This is a genomic window from Bradyrhizobium jicamae (genome assembly GCF_001440395.1).
In the GTDB taxonomy this organism is placed as follows: Bacteria; Pseudomonadota; Alphaproteobacteria; order Rhizobiales; family Xanthobacteraceae; genus Bradyrhizobium; species Bradyrhizobium jicamae.
The window spans coordinates 147,332-164,856 of record NZ_LLXZ01000102.1 but is presented as its reverse complement, the minus strand read 5'-3'; the positions used below and the strand labels follow the sequence as shown (position 1 = coordinate 164,856).

The following is a 17,525-nucleotide window of genomic DNA, read 5'->3' as shown; positions in this document are numbered from 1 at the left end:
CGTGGCTTCGATGGCCGAACGGCTTGCCCGCGCGTTGCCAACCAGTCGTTTGCCCCTCCCACGCGCCCGCCGGCCAGCACTGACAGGTCATGCCAAGATGAAGCCGCGAATCCTCCTGATCGGAACCGGAGACACCAAGGCCGACGAGCTCCTGTTCATGAGCGACTGCATCGCCAAGGCCGGCGGCGAACCGATCATGATGGACATCAGCGTGCTCGGCGATCCACCCTATGCGGCCCGTTACGACAAGCACGCGGTGGCGGCGGCGGCGCAGACGACCATTGAGGTGATTGCCGCCAGTGGCGACGAGAACTCGGCGATGTCGCTGATGGCGATCGGCGCCGCAAACCTGACCCGCGACCTCGCGCAAGACGACGCCATCGACGCCGTCATCGCCATCGGCGGCACCATGGGAACCGACCTCGCGCTCGACGTCGCGCAGGCGCTGCCGTTGGGGATGCCGAAGCTTATCGTTTCGACGGTCGCATTCTCCCACCTGATCCCGCCCGAACGCATCGCCGCGGACCTGATGATGATCCTGTGGGCTGGCGGACTTTACGGCCTCAACGGCACATGCAAGGCGGTGCTGACGCAGGCCTGCGGTGCGATCGTCGGCGCGGCGCGGAGCACCATCAGGCCGCGGAACGAGCGGCCGGTGGTCGCGATCACCTCGCTGGGAAAGAGCTGCCTCAGCTATATGGTGGAACTGAAGCCGCAACTCGAACGGCGCGGCTACGAAGTCGTCGTCTTCCACACCACCGGCATGGGCGGCCGCGCGATGGAATCGATCGCTGCGCAAGGCGGCTTCGCGGCAGTGCTGGACCTGAGCCTGCAGGAGGTCGCCAACCAGCTCACGGGTTCGGTGGTAAACTCGGGCGCGGACCGGCTGGAAAACGCAGGCAAGGCAGGAACCCCGCAGATCGTCGCCCCCGGCGCCATCGACATGGTCGATTTCCCGGCGTGGCTGCCGACGCCGAAGGAATTGGTCGAGCGGCCCTTTCACGCCCATAACCGCTTGCTCGCATCTGCAACCTCCCGCCCCGACGACCGCCGCCGGATCGCGCGGGCGATTGCGAACAAACTGTCGCAAGCCAGGGCACCGGTCGCATTCGTGCTGCCGGCCGGCGGCATCCAGCAATGGGATCGCGAGGGCGAAGCCTTGCACGATCCCGAGGGCCTCTCCGCCTTCGTCAGCGAGATGCGATCGGCGGTCGCGCCGCCCGTCGAGTTGCATGAGATCAAGGAACACATCAACAGCGCCGCGTTCAACGAAAGGGTGCTGCAAATCTTCGACAAATGGGTCGCGGCCGGCATCGTCCCCGCCGGCAAGACGACGGTCGCGGCGTGAGAAACCCCGCACAGGCGCTGGTGCTGGATTTCGGCGGGGTCATCTCGAAGACATTGTTCGAAACCCATGACCTGACCGAGCAGGCGCTCGGCCTCGCTCCGTGCACGCTGAAATGGCTCGGCCCGTTCGCACCGGACAGCGACCCGCTCTGGGCTTCGATGCAGCGCGGTGAGATTTCGGAGCGTGATTACTGGCTGATGCGCAGTCGCGAGGTCGGGCGCATGCTCGGCGAGGACTGGCCGGATATGGAAACATTCGTGAAGCGGGCGCGTGGCGCCGACCCCGCGACGGTGATCCGCCCCGAGGCGGACCACGTGATCCGGATCGTTGGTGATGCCGGCTTCAGGCTCGCCATCCTCTCAAACGAACTCGACCTGTTCTATGGCGTCGACTTCCGCAGCCGGCTCCCCGTTCTGGCGCGGTTCGACGCGATCGTCGATGCAACGCATACCAATATCCTGAAGCCGGACCCGCGCGCCTATCATGGTGTGCTCGATGCGCTGGCGCTGGCGGCGGAAGATTGCGTCTTTGTCGACGACCAGCGCCGGAACATCGCGGGCGCAGCCGCATGCAACATGCGCACGGTTTTGTTCGACGTGAGGAATCCCAGGGCGTCGTATAGTGAGGCGCTCCGTCATTTCGGACTGGAATACGATTGAGCCGGACAGAGGGCCACCATGCGCGACAAGAATTTCCTGGTTGAGAACAACGCCAAGCCGATCTGGCACCCGATGGCGCATCCCGCCGAGATGCGGGCGCAGCCGCCGCGCATCATCATGAAGGGCGAAGGCGTTCACGTCACCGACATCGACGGGCGCACCGTTCTCGACGCCGTCGGCGGCCTGTGGAACGTCAATCTCGGCTATAGCTGCGATCCCATCAAGAAGGCGATCACGGACCAGCTCGACGCACTGCCCTATTATTCCGGCTTCCGCGGCGCTTCGACCGGCCCCTCGATCGAACTCGCCTACGAACTCACCGAATGGTTCAAGCCGGAAGGCATGGTCCGCGCCTTCTTCACCTCGGGCGGATCGGACTCCGTCGAGTCGGCGCTGCGGCTCGCGCGGCAATACTGGAAGATCAAGGGACAGGCCGATCGCACCAAATTCCTGGCGCTGAAGAAGGGCTATCACGGCACGCATTTCGGCGGCGCTTCCGTCAACGGTAACGCCAATTTCCGCCGCAACTACGAGCCGCTGTTGCCCGGCGTATTCCATATCCCCGCGCCCTGGACCTACCGCAATCCCTTCAATGAGACCGATCCCATCAAGCTCGCGCAGCTTTGTGCGGCCGCCATGGAAGACGAGATCACCTTCCAGGGTGCCGATACGATCGCAGCCTTCATCATGGAGCCGGTGCTGGGCGCCGGCGGCGTGATCGTGCCGCCCGACAACTTCATGAAGCTGGCGCGCGAGATCTGCGACCGCCATGGCATCCTGATGATTTCAGACGAAGTCGTCACCGGTTTCGGCCGCACCGGCGCTTGGTCGGGCTCAAGGCTGTGGGGCGTGAAACCCGACATGATGACGATCGCCAAGGCGATCACATCAGGATACTTCCCGCTCGGGGCAACGCTGATCGGCGAGAAGATCGCGGAAGCCTTTGAGGCGGATACGACCTCCTTTAGCTCGATCGGGCACGGTTACACCTATTCAGGGCATCCGGTCGGATGCGCCGCGGGCGTCGCGGCGCTCGCCGAGACCCGGCGCCTCAAGCTCGACGAGAATGCCGCCGCGCGCGGCAAGGACCTCGCCGACGCGCTTGCGCAGCTCAAGGCGCGGCATCCGAGCGTTGGCGACGTACGCAGTAAGGGACTGATGGCCGCGATCGAGCTGGTTGCCGATCGAGACAGCAAGAAGCCGGCGGACAAGAAAACGATGGCGAAGGTCGCTGACGCTACCTATGAGGCCGGCGTGATGGTCCGGGTGTCCGGCAACAACATCATCCTGTCGCCGCCCCTCATCCTGACATCGGCCGATGTAACCAGGATGGCCGAGGGGATCAGCGCCGGCCTTTCAGCGGCCAGCTAAGGCGCTCGCGCAGCCAATGGCGCGCTCGAACAGCGCGCCATTGGCACGGTCCCTGTCGAGACAATCGGCGAGCGACGCCGGAGACATGGTCGGGCTGGTGCAGAACACCCGCATGAAATCGGCCGCGAGCGCGATCTTGCGTGTAGCCGGCTGCTGGTTCCAGTCATCCGCGCTCAGATAAAGCAAGGACGTTTCCTCGCCGACGACAGCGGAAGATGCCGTCGCGCCGCCGGCCGCCACCATAAGCGGCAGCAGGACGCAGGTGACGGCGCAAAGCCGGTGCATACGGCGGATCATTTCGCGCCCTTTGCTTCGACCACAGGCGGCACGTCGAGCGCCGGATTGCGGTCGAAGAAGTTGAACGGACGCAGGCGGAAACCGTGCCACAGGCCCGGCATGACAGGCCAATCCTCGGCGCGGGGCACGTGGCGGAAGCCGACCGTGTACCACATCACGAGATCGCGATCCTCGATCGGGCGTTTGGCTGCAACCCATTTCGGCAAACCATCGACATCGGCGTTCTGGTTGGGATAGAGACCCGCCGCATATTTCTCTTCTTTATCGTATGCGGACGCCCACAACGTGTAGCCGCTGAAGCCGGCGCGAAGCTGGATCGGGTCGTCCTTGGCGAGCAAGGAGGTGTCGGAATGGCCGGGCATGAGCTGATAGCTGGTGCGGTAACCCAGCTTGTTGGTCTTGCCAGCGCTTTCGATCCTGAACTGGGCCGCATTCAGCGGCGTCGTGACCGGCCCCTCCGTTGCGACGGGCCGTGTCTCGACCTGCCATAGGCTTTTTCGCGAGCCCTCCCCGGTCAATCGGCGAACGCCGAAGCGATCCTCGACCAGGCGGTTGCCGGTGCCGTCGACATCCATGTCGATCCGGAACGTCATGTAGTGATCGTGATTGACCGCCAGCAGCCGCTCGTCGACCAGCGTGCCATAGGCCGTATCCTGCGCCGCGGTCGGATCGCTCATGTTTCGGCTCGTCACGCCCTTGGTGGCGTCGATGCCGTAGGCGCCGAGTTTCACATCGATGTTGCCGGCGCGGTCAAACACATAGTCAACGAGATAGTCATAATTGCCGACGACCGGCGCCATCCGCACCACGAGTTCGGTATTGGGCCGCGTCTCGACGGTGCTGTTGATCATCTCGGCGTGACGCCAGATCGGATCCCCGGTCGGCCGCTCGAAAATGCACACCGCCCCCCGCGAAACGATCGGCGCTCCCTTGTTGCCAGATATCGTCAAATCAAGGAAGTGCGCACTGCCGGGACAATCCTCGCGGGGGCGCAACTCGCTCGACAGCACGCCAAAGCCGTATTCGCCGATGTCCATATAGGCCCGGAACTGCCATGTCTGCATCGGATCCATATAGGGGACGAACATCTCGCTCGCCGAAAGCTGGTAGGCGATGTCGCGCTGCGTGCCTCGGTCGTCGTATCGTATCAGCGACAGCACCGCACCGACGCGCGGCTCGAGGCGAACATGGAAAGACCAGTTGTCCCAACGGACCTGCCCGCCCTCCACCGTCACGTTCGTGCCCTGCGGCGATGAAATCTCGATCGGCCGCGGCACGGCGCGATACTTGCCGGAATCGGCATAGGCATGCGATGGCGTGTTCGCGGGCGGCGGGACCACGCCGAGATCGGTCACCGACACCACCTGCCTGGCGCTGAGGTCCACCAGCGCGATCAGGTTCTCGATCGGCTTGCCCCACAGGTTATTGCCGGCGCCCGTCGTATCGACACAGGGCACGTTCAAGAGCCGATGGCCCTTGAGCGCGGGATCGACAACAGGACCGACGGTGAGCGGAAGGCACAGCACATTCTTGAAGTCCGTGATGCCGCGCTTGGCCATCGCAGCGATCCATCGCGGATCAAGCTTCGGCAATTCGCCCGCGGACATCAATTCCTCGATGATCAGTGCTGGCTTCCGATCCCCGATCTCGTCCCAACGGACCAGGCTCCGCGCATTGAGATCGAGCCGCGCTTCGTAGAGACGGCCGTCATTGAGCAGCGTCGCCACGGCACGGCGCTTGAATGCCTGTCCAGGACGCCACGCCCGAACCTCATCCTTGGCGTTCTCATCCAGCGTCATGAAGACGATGCGGCCGGCATCGCCGAACTTCCCGGCGCCGCGGAGCACGTCGACGCCCGCCCGTATCTCGTCCGCAGTCAACCCATCCATGGGGTGGGTTGGGGACGCCAATGGCGAGATCCTGGTTTCGGCGTGCGACGCGGCGGTCGAGGCAAGAACGCCGGCGACCAGGCTGCCGAGAGCCCGGCTGCAAAGCCGTGATGTTCGTGATCTCCAAGCCATGCCGCCCTCCGCCATCGATCCGTCGTCTCAGCTTCTCTATAAAGATGGCGGCGGCATGAAAGCAGTCAAGCCGGCCGTTTCATCTCAATAAACAACCGCTCTTCTCAGAAGCCCAGCGCCAATCCATCCTTGCGATGGTCGGAGGCACCGAACAGCACGCCGCGCGCATGATCGATGCGGATCGCCTGGCATCCGCCGATCGGCTCTTCGGAGAAGCGCGCATCATGTCCGCGCGCCAACAGATCGTCCCGGATTGCGGGAGCAATCGTTGACTCGAGCGAGAGCACGCCGTCGAAGGCGAACGAGCGCGGCGCCTCCGCCGCGGCCTGGATATCCATCTTCATGTCGAAGATGTTCGACAGCAGATTGGCATGCCCTGCGGCCTGATAGTGTCCACCCATCACGCCGAACGACATCACGGTACGGCCGTCCTTCCGCAGCATGCCGGGAATGATGGTGTGCATCGGGCGCTTGCGCGGCCCCAGCGAATTGAGATGCCCGGGCTTGGCCCGAAAGCTCCAGCCGCGATTGTGCAACAAGATCCCCGACTTCGGTGCGTAGATGCCGCTGCCGAACGGATAGAACAGCGAATTGATCAGCGAGATCGCGTTGAGGTCGCGGTCAACCACGGTGACGTAAACCGTGTCGCGGTGCTCGATGTCGTCCCAGGTTGCCGCTCCGGATGCGCGCGTCATGTCGATCCGCTGGCGGATCCTCCCGATGTAATCCTCGGTCAGGAACGACGCCGGATCGATATTGCCGGTCGCGGGGTCACAGAAGAATGCATCGCGCGCGCGGTAGGCAGCCTTGGTCGCTTCGGCGAGAAGATGGATGCGGTCAGCCGGCGTCAGCGCGCCGACATCGAATCCGGCCAGTGTCCGCAGGATCATCAAGGCGGCAAGACCCTGCCCGTTCGGCGGACATTCGACCACGTCGTGATCGTGATAACGCGCGGAGATCGGAGTCACATAGTCAGACGTCTGCGCGGCAAAGTCATCGGCCTCATGGGCGCCGCCCAATCCCCTGAGAATGCCGACCATCTCGTCGGCGGCCTCGCCCGCATAGAATGCGTCACGCCCGTGACGCGCGATGTTTCGAAAGGTCTTGCCAAGGGCCAGCTGTACGCGGATGTCGCCGACCGCCGGTGTTTGATCGCCGGGAAGGAAATGCGCCCTGGCATTGGCATCGATCTCGATGCGGGCGCGAAACCGGCGCCAGTCCTCCGCGACGCGCGGCGTGATGCAGAACCCCTGCTCCGCAGCCGCGATCGCCGGACGAAAGATCTCCTCGAGCGATTTGCTGCCGTGATCGGCAACCAGACGGCACCAGGCATCGATGGCGCCCGGCACGGTAACCGACTCCGGAGAGGTCGGCGGAATGTCCCGCTGCGCCCCGTGCGCATATTTGCCGCTATCGGTCCTTGCCGGCGTGCGGCCCGATCCGTTGAGCGCGATCGGCTCGCCGCCCTTTGGCGAATACAGCGCAAAGCAATCGCCGCCGATCCCGGTCATCTGCGGCTCGACGACGCCTTGCACAGCGACTGCGGCGATCGCCGCATCGACTGCGTTGCCGCCGGCCTTCAATATCTCGACTGCGGCAAGCGTCGCCTGCGGGTGCGATGTCGCGGCCATGCCTTTTTCCGCAACCGCCACCGAACGGGCAATGGCCATGAAATCACGCATGTCGTTTCCTTGAAGCTGAGTTGGTGACAGCGGGAGCCGCTCGCCAACACTGTCGAAAACGACGCCGATCATTCGGAGTCTCGACTTACCGCGCATGCGGTAGCAATCAACCGAACGGTGGATGGAATGGCAACCCAAAGCCCCGCCGCAGCAAGGGCCCGCGCAAGCGAACGGCGCTAACGTTTATTCGGATACAGGACGTCGTACCGTCAGTGCGGCCGCGACATCAGCGCGACGACGGCTGAGCGCGTCTCGACGCCGAGCTTCTCGAAAATATGGATCAGGTGCGTTTTCACGGTCGCAAGGCCAATGTTCAAGCACTCGCTGATCTCGCGATTGGTCCGGCCGCAGCACAGGAGCTCGACGACCTCGAGTTCGCGTGCCGTCAGGCCATAGCGTGCGGGCTCGTCCGACGTGGATGACAGGCGGCTGGTCAGGTTGAACTCGAGATAGTCGTGGATCTTTTCGGCGATGTTCATGGTGCCATCGGGAATCTTGCAGCCCTGCCCCCAAAGCACACACATTCCGGCAACGATCCGGTCGTTGCGGCGGAAGAAGAATTCGATCATGTCGGCGATGCCGCATTGGCCGGCGAAGGTGCGATAGGTGGCCGCGTCGGCGGTCCCGCATTGATCGATAGCGACGCTGAGCCGCGCAAACGGCTGTTTGGCCGCAGCGCGCGGATGCAACGGATCGAGCCGATTCATCCCAGCCAGATACTGGTCGTGAAAGCCCGTCGGAACGCCGCCGCTGAGCACAAAGCGATTCTGATTGAGGTGGCTGTCGACCTCATAAAACGCGGTCGCAGAACCTTCGAGAATCCCCCTCGCGAAATGGATGGCTTGCGTGGTTGCCTGATCCGATCGGCCCAATAGCGCAATCATGGCCTACCTCCCGACTGTTCCCTCGATGGCGGACGTCTGCGCGTCGCAGCCAGCGACGCTGGGACAGGCGCGCCGCATAGTCAAGCAAAATGCAGGCCAAACGGTCGCCCCGTGGATGTTCGATGCGGTTACGACGACGTAACCGGTCGAGAGCCTCCACCATCCGGTTGATTGCGGGCCAGGCGACGCATGCAGAATTCTGACGCTGTTTCGAAGCCAGTGCCGGACCAGGAATGAACTCACGCCACATCATGGCCGCCTTCCCGCCGACCGCCGACGCGCAGGTGACGCTCGCGAACTGGCGGCAGCATCCGTTCAGCGAATGGGCTTTCCGCAACGTGCGCGAATTGCTGCCCACAGCCAACATCGCACGCTCCCGTGAACCGACGTCGCTTTCCTTTGCGCAAGCCTATCTGGAGGACGTTGCCTTTGCGAACCCGCGTGGTGAGACGATCGATGTTGGCGAGGCCCTGCGGACGAGCCACACTGACGGTTTCGTGGTGTCTCACCGCGGACGGATCGTCGCCGAGTGGTACGCCCATGGCCTGACGCCGGACGCACCGCATCTGATTTTTTCCGTCAGCAAGTCGATTGCGGGAACGCTGGCCGGCATCCTGGTCGACCGCGGCAAGCTCGACCCCGATGCCCCCGTTACGCAGTACATCCCGGAGATGAGAGGATCGGTCTACGGCGACGGGTGCACGGTGCGACACCTGCTCGACATGAGCGTCGGCATTCACTTCGACGAAGACTACATGGCGCGCGAGGGCGACGTCATCAATTACCGCCGTTCCACCGGATGGGAGCCGTTCGATGCAACCGTCCCGCCGACCCACCTGCGCCAGTACCTGCAAACGCTGCGGCCGGACGGCAAGCCGCACGGCCACGCCTTTCACTATGTTTCGACCAACACCGACGTGCTGGGCTGGGTCTATGAGCGCGCCTGCGGAATGTCCTACGCCAGGATCGTCTCGCACTATCTCTGGGAACCGATGGGCGCCGAGCACGACGCCTATATCACGGTCGATTCCCGGGGCGCGGCGCGTGTCGCCGGCGGCATATGCGCAACCGTGCGCGATCTCGCCCGCTTCGGCGAGATGATGCGCAATCACGGCGTCAGCAACGGACGGCAGGTGGTGCCGAGCCGATGGATCCACGACATCAGGCACAACGGCAATGCCGAAGCGTGGTCGCGGGGCGATCTGACGAAGGTGTTTCCGAACGGCAATTACCGCAGCAAGTGGTACACGATCGAGCGTGGCCAGACACCCTTCGCCGCGATCGGCATTCATGGCCAGTGGGTCTACATCGATCCGGCGAACGAAACGGTGATTGCGCGCGTCTCGTCACAGGCTTTGCCGATGGATCTGGATCTCGATCACATGTGGTTGCGCGGCTACCGCGCCATCGCCAGCAGGCTGAGCGGCAAGGCCTGAGGGAATTTCCGGTCGCGACAAGGAGGAATGGGTCATGGGGCAATCGATCGATCGGCGTCACCTCTTTCGGATCGGCGCCGGCGCGACGCTGGGCCTTGCAATGCCGCGCATCGCACGGGCGCAGTCGTCGAAGACGATTACGGCTGTCATGCATGCCCCGCTGCGCGCCACCGATCCGATCATGACGACGGCGTGGACCGCGCGCAACCACGGCTACATGATCTACGACACGCTGTTCTCGACCAATTCGAAGTTCGAGATCAAGCCGCAGATGGTCGAGGCCTGGGAGGTCTCCGCTGATAGCCTCACCTACACCTTCCGCCTGCGGCCCGGCCTCAAATTCCACGACGGCACTGCGGTAACGTCATCAGACGTGATCCCGTCCCTGCAGCGCTGGGCCAGGCGCGACACCATGGGGCAGAAGCTGTTCGAATTCGTCGCCGAACTGAAGGCCGTCGACGAGCGGACCTTCCGCATGGTGCTGAAGGAGCCTTGCGGATTCGTGCTCGCTGCGCTGGGCAAGCCGACCGCCAACGTGCCGTTCATCGTGCCGGCCCGGATCGCCGCGACGCCCGCCGACCAGGCGATCACCGATCATCTCGGCTCCGGACCGTTCCGTTTCGTGACATCGGAATTTCAACCGGGATCGAAGGCCGTCTACGAAAAGAATCCGGACTATGTTTCGCGCGACGAGCCGTCCGACGGCACCGGCGGCGGCAAGGTGGTGAAGATCGGCCGGTACGAATGGATCAGCATTCCGGACTTCCAGACCGCGACCAATGCGCTGGTCAACGACGAGATCGACTATTTCGAGGTGCCGCCGCACGACCATCATCCGATGATCAAGCGTGCGTCGAATGTTGAGTTCACGGACTACAATACGCTCGGCTTCTCCGGCATGTGCCGGATGAACTGGCTCGTGCCGCCGTTCGACAAGCCGGAGATCCGCCAGGCCGTGCTTCATGCCGTGAACCAGAAGGACTGGCTCGACACGCAGATCGGAAATCCCGAATACTACAAGATCACGCCGGCGATCTTTGTTGCCGGCGCACCGTTCGAAAGTTCAGTCGGCTGGTCGACAAAGGCGGATACGGCAAGGGCGAAGGCACTTCTGAAGGAAGGCGGCTACAAGGGCGAGCCGATCACAATCCTGCATGCCACCGATGCGCCAATCATCACCGCGCTCGGCACGGTCACCGCCGAGGCGCTGCGCTCGATCGGGATGAACGTCAACCTGCAGGCCATGGATTGGGGATCGGTGGTCGCACGGCGCGCCAAGCAACAACCGCCGGCCGAGGGCGGCTGGTCGATCTACCACTCGACCTGGGCGTGCGCCGACCTCATCAATCCGATCGGCAATGCCTGCATCAACGGCAGGGGCAAGAACGGCGGTTTCTTCGGCTGGGTGGAGGACGCCGAGCTCGAGCGACTGCGCGACAGCTTCGCAAGAAGCGCGGCGCCGTCCGACCAGAAGGGCCTTGCCGACCGCATCCAGGCTCGCGCCTACGAGGTGGTCACCCACGTGCCGACTGGACAATACAACCAGCCGGCCGCGAACCGGAAAGCCCTGAAGAACATCGTCAGGGCCCCCGTGCCGTTGTTCTGGAACGTGGACAAGACAGGTTGACGCCGGCGGGATGGAAGTAGCTTTCCCACTCACACGATGAAAACAACTCTCGCTTCGCTTCGGAGCGGAGTTTGAATCTGCGGAGAAATTTCGCGTCGCAAACCGCGATGCCGGCGGACAATGGGTTGCGGACCGTTCGGCCTGGAACGACGACGCCATGATCATTGGTGGATTAACTGATTGACGTCGCGATCGCCTCGATCGCCGCCCCTCGCCCGATTTGTCGCCTGGACCGCCTGCATTACCAGACTGGACACGGCGGTGATCGAAACGCCTGCCCCAAATCGTCCGGCATAGGCTCCCCGTTGCCAGAGCCAGTTACAGGAAATCCCATTTTGGAAAGCCCCGTCCTGCCAAGAGCGGCGACGCGGAACGTTTGGGGGGAAGCGTCAGGCAGCTATGCTGCGGCCGCGCCCTATTTCGCTGCGCATTTCATTGCGCCCGAAAACCGCAGTTACTATAAGTACTTGAAAGGATGGTCGGAGTGGCAGGATTCGAACCTGCGACCCCTGCGTCCCGAACCCGGTTATTGCTGCGTATAGCATTGAAAAACCTAGATTTTTGATTCTGTTCGTAGACCATTATCCCCGTTCGTTTACCGGATAGCCGGGGTTATTCTGGGGTTGGCCTTCCTGAGACCGGATTGATTCCGACCGGCGATTTTCGGTTGGTTGCAGGGACGTGACCGTCTCGAATTGCTTTTTCAGGCCGTAGCTTGAATGGCCAGCCCTGCCTGCTCCGAAGGCAAAGGTCACATGTTCGAATCGTGTCGGGTGCGGCGAATGTCTACGGTTTCTTTCCCTCCAGGGATGCGATCACGTCACAACGGAAGCCTATCGCCTTGCCACCGCTGGCGACCAAACTGTTGTCCGCAGCGGCGCGCACGGCCGCCTCGTTGACATCGGCAAGAGCCACAGCAGCTCCGGCCTCGGCGAAGGCTCTGGCGGTCGCAAGGCCCATGCCCGAGGCGGCGCGGTTACCAGAGCCACCTTGCCATCCAAAGACATCATGAAATCTGCTCCTGTAAGAGTTACTGCGGTACGCCATCGACAGCGAAGATGCGAAAACTGCCGTACTTTTCTCCGATGGCGCGGGCGGTGGTGTATTCGGGCGAGTGTCGCCACTTCATCATTTGATCGAGCGAATCCCACTGTACAAGGACGACGCGCCCCTTCGGCGGATCGCCATCGATCGAACTTCTGCTTCCACCCCCGAGGTAGCGTCCTCTCACCGCGCGCGATATCGCCTGTGATGACGCCGAGCGCGGCGATCGTTGAGGTATTGACCTTCGTCAACTACCCATTCGATCAACCATTCGGTTTTTTGAGAGGCGGAGATCGGCAATCAGCTGTTCCGGGCCAAAGCGCGACGATCGAATGCGCAACTCTCAACAGTCAATCGGCTTGAGATATTGATGGCTATCAAGGCTTGCCGATACTTCTCGCCTATTCTCCATCACCGCACGGGCATCGATGAATGTTTCAGTGGCCAAAACCCACCACATTGAACCAAGGAGATTACCTATGGCAGCAGGCAATCGCGCCGTCACATTCTTGGGACCACACAAGATGGAGGTCCAGGACAAAGGATACCCGAAGCTTCAGGACCCGAAGGGCAGGAAGATCGAGCACGCTGTCATCCTCAAGATCATCACGACAAACATCTGTGGCAGTGACCTGCATATCTATAACGGCCGCTTCGCGGCCCCGAAGGGAATGCAGATGGGTCATGAGAACACCGGCGAGGTGGTTGAGGTAGGATCGCATGTCGAGCGCATTAAGGTCGGCGATGTCTGCTCCGTGCCCTTCAACGTGGCTTGCGGCACATGCCGAAACTGCAAGGAACGCCACACGGACGTATGCCTTAACGCTAACGAGGAACTCGGATTTTGCGGCGCTTACGGCTTCAATCTTGGCGGCTGGCAGGGCGGCCAAGCCGAATATATGCTGGTGCCGTGGGCGGACTTCCAGTTGCTGAAATTCCCCGACAAGGAACAGGCCATCGAAAAGATCAGGGACCTCACCCTGCTCTCCGATATTCTGCCCACCGGGTATCATGGCTGTGTCGAGGCGCGGGTTGGAACGGGTTCTACCGTGTACATTGCCGGCGCCGGGCCGGTCGGTCGCTGCGCCGCCGCGAGCGCGCAGCTTCTCGGAGCGTCTTGCATCATCGTCGGCGACCACAACAAGGCCAGGCGCGATCTGGTGAAAGAAGCCGGTTACGAGGTCGTGGATCCGTCAAGCACCACTCCTGTCGCCGACCAAATTGAAAAACTTCTCGGCACGGGCTCGCGCTGGGTCGACGCGGCCGTCGATTGTGTCGGCCTCGAGTGCCATGGCTACGGGCAGGACGGCAGCTCCAAGAACGTGGAGGAAGCCGTCATCAATACGTTGATGGAAGTGATCAAGCCCGCGGGGGCGATGGGCATCCCCGGGGTCTACACCAACCTGGATCCGGGTGCGCCCACAGAACTCAACAAGAAGGGCCTGATGGCCCTGGGCTTTCCCGCAGCCTGGGTAAAATCGCCGACATTCACAGCCGGTCAATGTCCCGTCATGCACTACAACCGCGATCTGATGATGGCCATCCTGTGGGACCGGATGCCTTACCTAACACCGCTCCTGAACACCGAGGTGATCCCGCTGGAGCGGGCAGTCGAGGCATATCAAGTCTTCCATGACGGATCTCCCAAGAAATTCGTGATCGATCCGCACAACACGACCAAGCTGATGTCGACCGGTAAAGCTGGCGAGCGCGCGAAAGTTCACGCCTCAGCACACCATGGATAGCGGGACCGGGCCGCCGCGGGCTGCCAATGCTTCGAATCGATGAAGCCTTCGGATAGCCAGCGGAATCCCGGCGCCGAACGATGCCGGACGCAATGCCCATACGGCGTGACGAAGCCTCACGCTGTGTCGGGTGCCCAACACTTTTTTAGCTGGCTTGGGATCCGAGGACGGTCAAATGATTACTGATACCTTCGATCGCCGAACTATAGCCAAAATGGAAGTCGCCCTCGAGCGTGCGTGCTTACTTCTTCCGGCTGGCAGCGAGAAACACAATGCCCGGCGGATCATCGCCAGCAAAATAATTGAATGTGCCAATCGTGGTGAAGCCACCTTGAGCAGGCTTACGGAGGCCGGTTACGCCTCTGCGATGCAACTGACTGCTTCCGCCCAGTACATAGGGAGGAAAGAGGCCGCCAACTAGAAGTTCTTACTTCCGGTTGATCGTGTGGTGCGGCAATGCGCCATATCCGCTAACGGCCTTAAACAGACGTTACGGCGCGTCCGCGCCAAGTCCGTTCATACGACGAGCAAATCGCTTTGGATGGATATCGAAGTAGCACCCGGCGCGAAGGCTCTCGAGAGCGTCCACGAATGCGATGTCGCCGTCATCGGTTCGAGTATTGCGGGGATCTCAGCGGCGTACGAGCTCTGCAAACGGGGTAAATCCGTCGCTGATGGCAGCCGGCCTGGTACCGGCGCACAATGTTTTTCAGCTTCGACTCAGAGACAACAAAGATGCAGGGTTACCGCCTATATGTTGGGGCCAGACGGCCACGTTCAGAATCGTGCGAGTTCCTTGTGCCGCCCAACTCAAGAACTGAGGCAAGGTATTTCGCCGTTCGGCTCTGCGTTACAGATGCGACCTGCTTGGGCGGTCCAGAAGCCACTATGCGGCCGCCCTCGTCGCCTGCTCCGGGCCCGATGTCGATGATCCAGTCGCTGGACGCGGTTACGCTCATGTCATGCTCGACGACGATGACCGTGTTGCCGCCTTCGACAAGGCCGTCCAGTTGCTTCATCAGCTTCGCCACGTCCGACGGGTGCAGGCCCGTCGTCGGTTCATCGAGCACGTAGAGCGTCTCGCCTCGCTGCGCGCGCTGCAGCTCGGTAGCAAGCTTGACGCGTTGCGCCTCCCCACCGGACAGCTCCGTAGCCGATTGCCCCAAACGGATGTATCCCAGACCGACTTCGCGAAGCACGCCTAGCGATCGTCGCAGTGGATCGTCGTCCGCAAAGAAGCCGAACGCTTCGTCGACGGTCATAGCCAGCACGTCCGCAATGGACCTGTCCCGGATCTTGACCTCCAGCGTCTTGGCATTGTACCGGGCGCCCTTGCAGGTGGGACAAGGCGCATACACGCTAGGCAGGAAGAGCAGTTCGACGCAAACGAACCCTTCGCCCTGGCATGTCCCGCAACGGCCCTTGGCCACGTTGAAGGAGAACCTGCCCGCGTCGTACCGCCTGGCGCGCGCCTGCTTGGTAGCGGCGAACAGCTTCCGGACGTGATCGAGCAAACCGGTGTAGGTCGCCAGATTCGACCGCGGCGTACGGCCGATCGGCTTCTGATCGACGACCACCAGCCGTTTGATGTTCTCCAGACCGCCGGCGATCTCGCCACCTATCGTCTCCACCTTGGCTACCAACCCGTCGTCATCGTCGGGAGGTTCGCTGCGCTGACCTATTTCGTCGCTGACTGCTTCGACGAGGAATTGGCTCATGAGGCTCGACTTGCCCGACCCCGAAATTCCCGTGACGCTTGTGAAAACGCCCAGGGGAATGTCCACATCCAGACGATCGAGATTGTTGCGCTTCACTCCGCGGAGCTTGAGCCAGCCGTGGGGGTCTCGGGGCGTCTTGGCAATCCTGTCGGCTTGGTCGAAGAGGTAGGGTCGTGTACGAGACTCCCGCACGTCTGCGAGGCCCGCCAGCGGGCCGCTGTACATGATTTGGCCGCCCTGCGCTCCGGCGTCGGGACCAACGTCGACGATCCAGTCTGCATGCCGCACGACATCGAGTTCGTGCTCGACGACGAATAGCGAGTTTCCGGACGATTTCAGGCGTTCTAGGGCGCGCAACAGCGCCTCGGTGTCCGCCGGATGCAGCCCGGCCGACGGCTCGTCCAGGACGTACACGACTCCGAACAGATTAGACCGCACTTGCGTCGCCAATCGAAGCCGCTGCAATTCCCCAGGCGACAACGTCGGCGTACTGCGCTCGGGGGTCAGATAGCCGAGACCCAGGTCGAGCAGGACCTCAAGGCGCGCCAACATATCTTCTGTTATCCGCTGCACGACAAGTGCCTTCTCGGGATGGTCGGCGAATTCCTTTTTCCGGCCATCCAAATGCCGGCCGAGTACGCCGCGCAACTGCTTCAACGGCAATCGCGACAATTCCGCGATATCTAATCCGGCAAAGGTGACCGAGAGAGGCTCGGGCTTGAGCCGCTTGCCTTTGCAGACAGGGCAATCCGAGCTTGAGAGAAACTGCGTCACCCGACGCTTCATCATCGCGCTTTGCGTAGTGGCGAACGTCTGCAGGACATACTTGCGGGCGCCTGTGAAGGTTCCCTGGTAGCTTGGCTCCTCCTTTCGCTTTAGCGCCCGCTTCGTCTCGGCGCGCGTGTATCCTGCGTAGACCGGCACGGTCGGCTGCTCGTCGGTGAACAGTATCCAATCGCGATCCTTCTTCGGAAGCTCTCGCCACGGCCGGTCGACGTCGTAGCCGAGGGTCACTAGGATGTCCCTCAGGTTCTGGCCTTGCCAGGCGCTCGGCCACGCAGCGACAGCCCGCTCCCGGATGGTCAACTTGTCGTCGGGCACCAGCGAACGCTCGTCGACCTCATGGACGCGGCCGATGCCGTGGCAATTCGGACAGGCGCCCTCCGGTGTGTTCGGCGAAAACGACTCCGCATAGAGAAGCGGCTGTTTTGGCGGATAGTCGCCCGCGCGCGAGTAAAGCATCCGCAGCAGATTGGACAATGTCGTGACGCTGCCGACCGAGGACCTGGTCGTCGGCGAGCCGCGTTGCTGCTGCAGCGCCACGGCCGGCGGCAGCCCCTCGACCGAATCCACCTCTGGGACCGCCATCTGGTGGAAAAGGCGACGGGCGTACGGCGAGACGGATTCGAGGTACCGCCGCTGGGCTTCCGCATACAGCGTCCCGAAGGCCAGCGACGACTTCCCGGATCCCGATACGCCGGTGAAGACCACCAAGGCGTTGCGGGGAATTTCGAGTGAGACGTCCTTGAGATTGTGCTCGCGAGCTCCACGAATCCGCACGGAGCCGTTGTTGGTTTCTGTACTCCGTCCGCCTTCACTACTGACCAGCGACTTATCCATCCGACCTTCCTCGCCGCTCGCGAAGGTCGCAGCGGTTTCGATAAGGAAAGTCTTCTAGAACTGGGGGGTTCCG

At 62.4% G+C, this 17,525-nt stretch carries 13 protein-coding genes and 1 pseudogene; 7 read left to right on the top strand and 7 right to left on the bottom strand.

Annotated elements, in window-relative coordinates:
* Positions 1–97: 97 nt before the first annotated feature.
* From CQ12_RS16665 to CQ12_RS16655, 3 genes are read left to right on the top strand one after another with little or no spacing between them, the layout of a single operon-like run.
* On the top strand, positions 98–1,348 hold the full coding sequence (locus CQ12_RS16665; protein WP_057836370.1) for a Tm-1-like ATP-binding domain-containing protein: 1,251 nt from the start codon (positions 98–100) through the stop codon (positions 1,346–1,348).
* Positions 1,345–2,007 (top strand): HAD family hydrolase, encoded by a 663-nt coding sequence (locus tag CQ12_RS16660; protein WP_245309959.1) that lies wholly within the window; start codon positions 1,345–1,347, stop codon positions 2,005–2,007. Before CQ12_RS16665 ends, CQ12_RS16660 begins: the two co-directional genes overlap by 4 nt.
* 18 nt (positions 2,008–2,025) lie before the next feature.
* Positions 2,026–3,378 (top strand): aspartate aminotransferase family protein, encoded by a 1,353-nt coding sequence (locus tag CQ12_RS16655; protein WP_057836368.1) that lies wholly within the window; start codon positions 2,026–2,028, stop codon positions 3,376–3,378.
* Here CQ12_RS16655 and CQ12_RS16650 read toward each other — a convergent pair.
* From CQ12_RS16650 to CQ12_RS16630, 4 genes are all read right to left on the bottom strand, one after another.
* Positions 3,364–3,675: a hypothetical protein gene (locus CQ12_RS16650; protein WP_157088261.1), complete on the bottom strand. Its 312-nt coding sequence runs from the start codon at positions 3,673–3,675 to the stop codon at positions 3,364–3,366. The two genes, CQ12_RS16655 and CQ12_RS16650, sit on opposite strands and share 15 nt — an antisense overlap.
* Positions 3,672–5,696: a copper amine oxidase gene (locus CQ12_RS16645; RefSeq protein ID WP_198164180.1), complete on the bottom strand. Its 2,025-nt coding sequence runs from the start codon at positions 5,694–5,696 to the stop codon at positions 3,672–3,674. The genes CQ12_RS16650 and CQ12_RS16645 overlap by 4 nt, the downstream gene beginning before the upstream one ends.
* Positions 5,697–5,800: 104 nt before the next feature.
* A complete protein-coding gene (locus CQ12_RS16635) occupies positions 5,801–7,378 on the bottom strand; it encodes a gamma-glutamyltransferase family protein (RefSeq protein ID WP_057836444.1) in 1,578 nt (525 codons plus the stop codon).
* A gap of 209 nt (positions 7,379–7,587) precedes the next feature.
* A complete protein-coding gene (locus CQ12_RS16630) occupies positions 7,588–8,262 on the bottom strand; it encodes a response regulator transcription factor (RefSeq protein WP_057836364.1) in 675 nt (224 codons plus the stop codon).
* Between the two features lie 233 nt (positions 8,263–8,495).
* Between CQ12_RS16630 and CQ12_RS16625 the strand changes: the two genes are divergently transcribed.
* Both CQ12_RS16625 and CQ12_RS16620 read left to right on the top strand, forming a co-directional pair.
* Positions 8,496–9,698: a serine hydrolase domain-containing protein gene (locus tag CQ12_RS16625; protein ID WP_057836363.1), complete on the top strand. Its 1,203-nt coding sequence runs from the start codon at positions 8,496–8,498 to the stop codon at positions 9,696–9,698.
* 34 nt (positions 9,699–9,732) lie between these two features.
* Entirely contained in the window at positions 9,733–11,325 is a 1,593-nt protein-coding gene (locus CQ12_RS16620; protein ID WP_057836362.1) for an ABC transporter substrate-binding protein, read from the top strand.
* An 816-nt stretch (positions 11,326–12,141) separates the two neighbouring features.
* Here the strand turns inward: CQ12_RS16620 and CQ12_RS16615 are convergent.
* Together CQ12_RS16615 and CQ12_RS42355 are read right to left on the bottom strand one after the other, a co-directional pair.
* Positions 12,142–12,332 (bottom strand): annotated as a pseudogene (locus tag CQ12_RS16615) (SDR family NAD(P)-dependent oxidoreductase); the annotation flags it as partial.
* Positions 12,333–12,355: 23 nt separating this feature from the next.
* A complete protein-coding gene (locus tag CQ12_RS42355; RefSeq protein WP_283807382.1) occupies positions 12,356–12,568 on the bottom strand; it encodes a DUF1330 domain-containing protein in 213 nt (70 codons plus the stop codon).
* 280 nt (positions 12,569–12,848) lie between these two features.
* Between CQ12_RS42355 and CQ12_RS16610 the strand changes: the two genes are divergently transcribed.
* Both CQ12_RS16610 and CQ12_RS16605 read left to right on the top strand, forming a co-directional pair.
* Positions 12,849–14,114 carry a glutathione-independent formaldehyde dehydrogenase gene (locus CQ12_RS16610; protein ID WP_063799755.1) on the top strand — a complete coding sequence of 422 codons (1,266 nt, stop codon included), beginning with the start codon at positions 12,849–12,851 and terminating at the stop codon, positions 14,112–14,114.
* Between the two features lie 175 nt (positions 14,115–14,289).
* Positions 14,290–14,535, top strand: a complete 246-nt coding sequence (locus CQ12_RS16605) for a hypothetical protein (protein ID WP_057836360.1) — start codon at positions 14,290–14,292, stop codon at positions 14,533–14,535.
* 322 nt (positions 14,536–14,857) lie between these two features.
* Here the strand turns inward: CQ12_RS16605 and CQ12_RS16600 are convergent, their stop codons facing one another.
* Positions 14,858–17,452, bottom strand: a complete 2,595-nt coding sequence (locus CQ12_RS16600; protein WP_057836359.1) for an excinuclease ABC subunit UvrA — start codon at positions 17,450–17,452, stop codon at positions 14,858–14,860.
* Positions 17,453–17,525: the final 73 nt, after the last annotated feature.

Coding starts and splice junctions, on each gene's coding strand:
- CQ12_RS16620 (WP_057836362.1), top strand. CDS start 9,733: ATGGGGCAATCGATCGATCGGCGTCACCTCTTTCGGATCGGCGCCGGC.
- CQ12_RS16600 (WP_057836359.1), bottom strand. CDS start 17,452: ATGGATAAGTCGCTGGTCAGTAGTGAAGGCGGACGGAGTACAGAAACC.
- CQ12_RS16645 (WP_198164180.1), bottom strand. CDS start 5,696: ATGGCTTGGAGATCACGAACATCACGGCTTTGCAGCCGGGCTCTCGGC.
- CQ12_RS16635 (WP_057836444.1), bottom strand. CDS start 7,378: ATGCGTGATTTCATGGCCATTGCCCGTTCGGTGGCGGTTGCGGAAAAA.
- CQ12_RS16650 (WP_157088261.1), bottom strand. CDS start 3,675: ATGATCCGCCGTATGCACCGGCTTTGCGCCGTCACCTGCGTCCTGCTG.
- CQ12_RS16625 (WP_057836363.1), top strand. CDS start 8,496: ATGAACTCACGCCACATCATGGCCGCCTTCCCGCCGACCGCCGACGCG.
- CQ12_RS16610 (WP_063799755.1), top strand. CDS start 12,849: ATGGCAGCAGGCAATCGCGCCGTCACATTCTTGGGACCACACAAGATG.
- CQ12_RS16605 (WP_057836360.1), top strand. CDS start 14,290: ATGATTACTGATACCTTCGATCGCCGAACTATAGCCAAAATGGAAGTC.
- CQ12_RS16630 (WP_057836364.1), bottom strand. CDS start 8,262: ATGATTGCGCTATTGGGCCGATCGGATCAGGCAACCACGCAAGCCATC.
- CQ12_RS16665 (WP_057836370.1), top strand. CDS start 98: ATGAAGCCGCGAATCCTCCTGATCGGAACCGGAGACACCAAGGCCGAC.
- CQ12_RS16655 (WP_057836368.1), top strand. CDS start 2,026: ATGCGCGACAAGAATTTCCTGGTTGAGAACAACGCCAAGCCGATCTGG.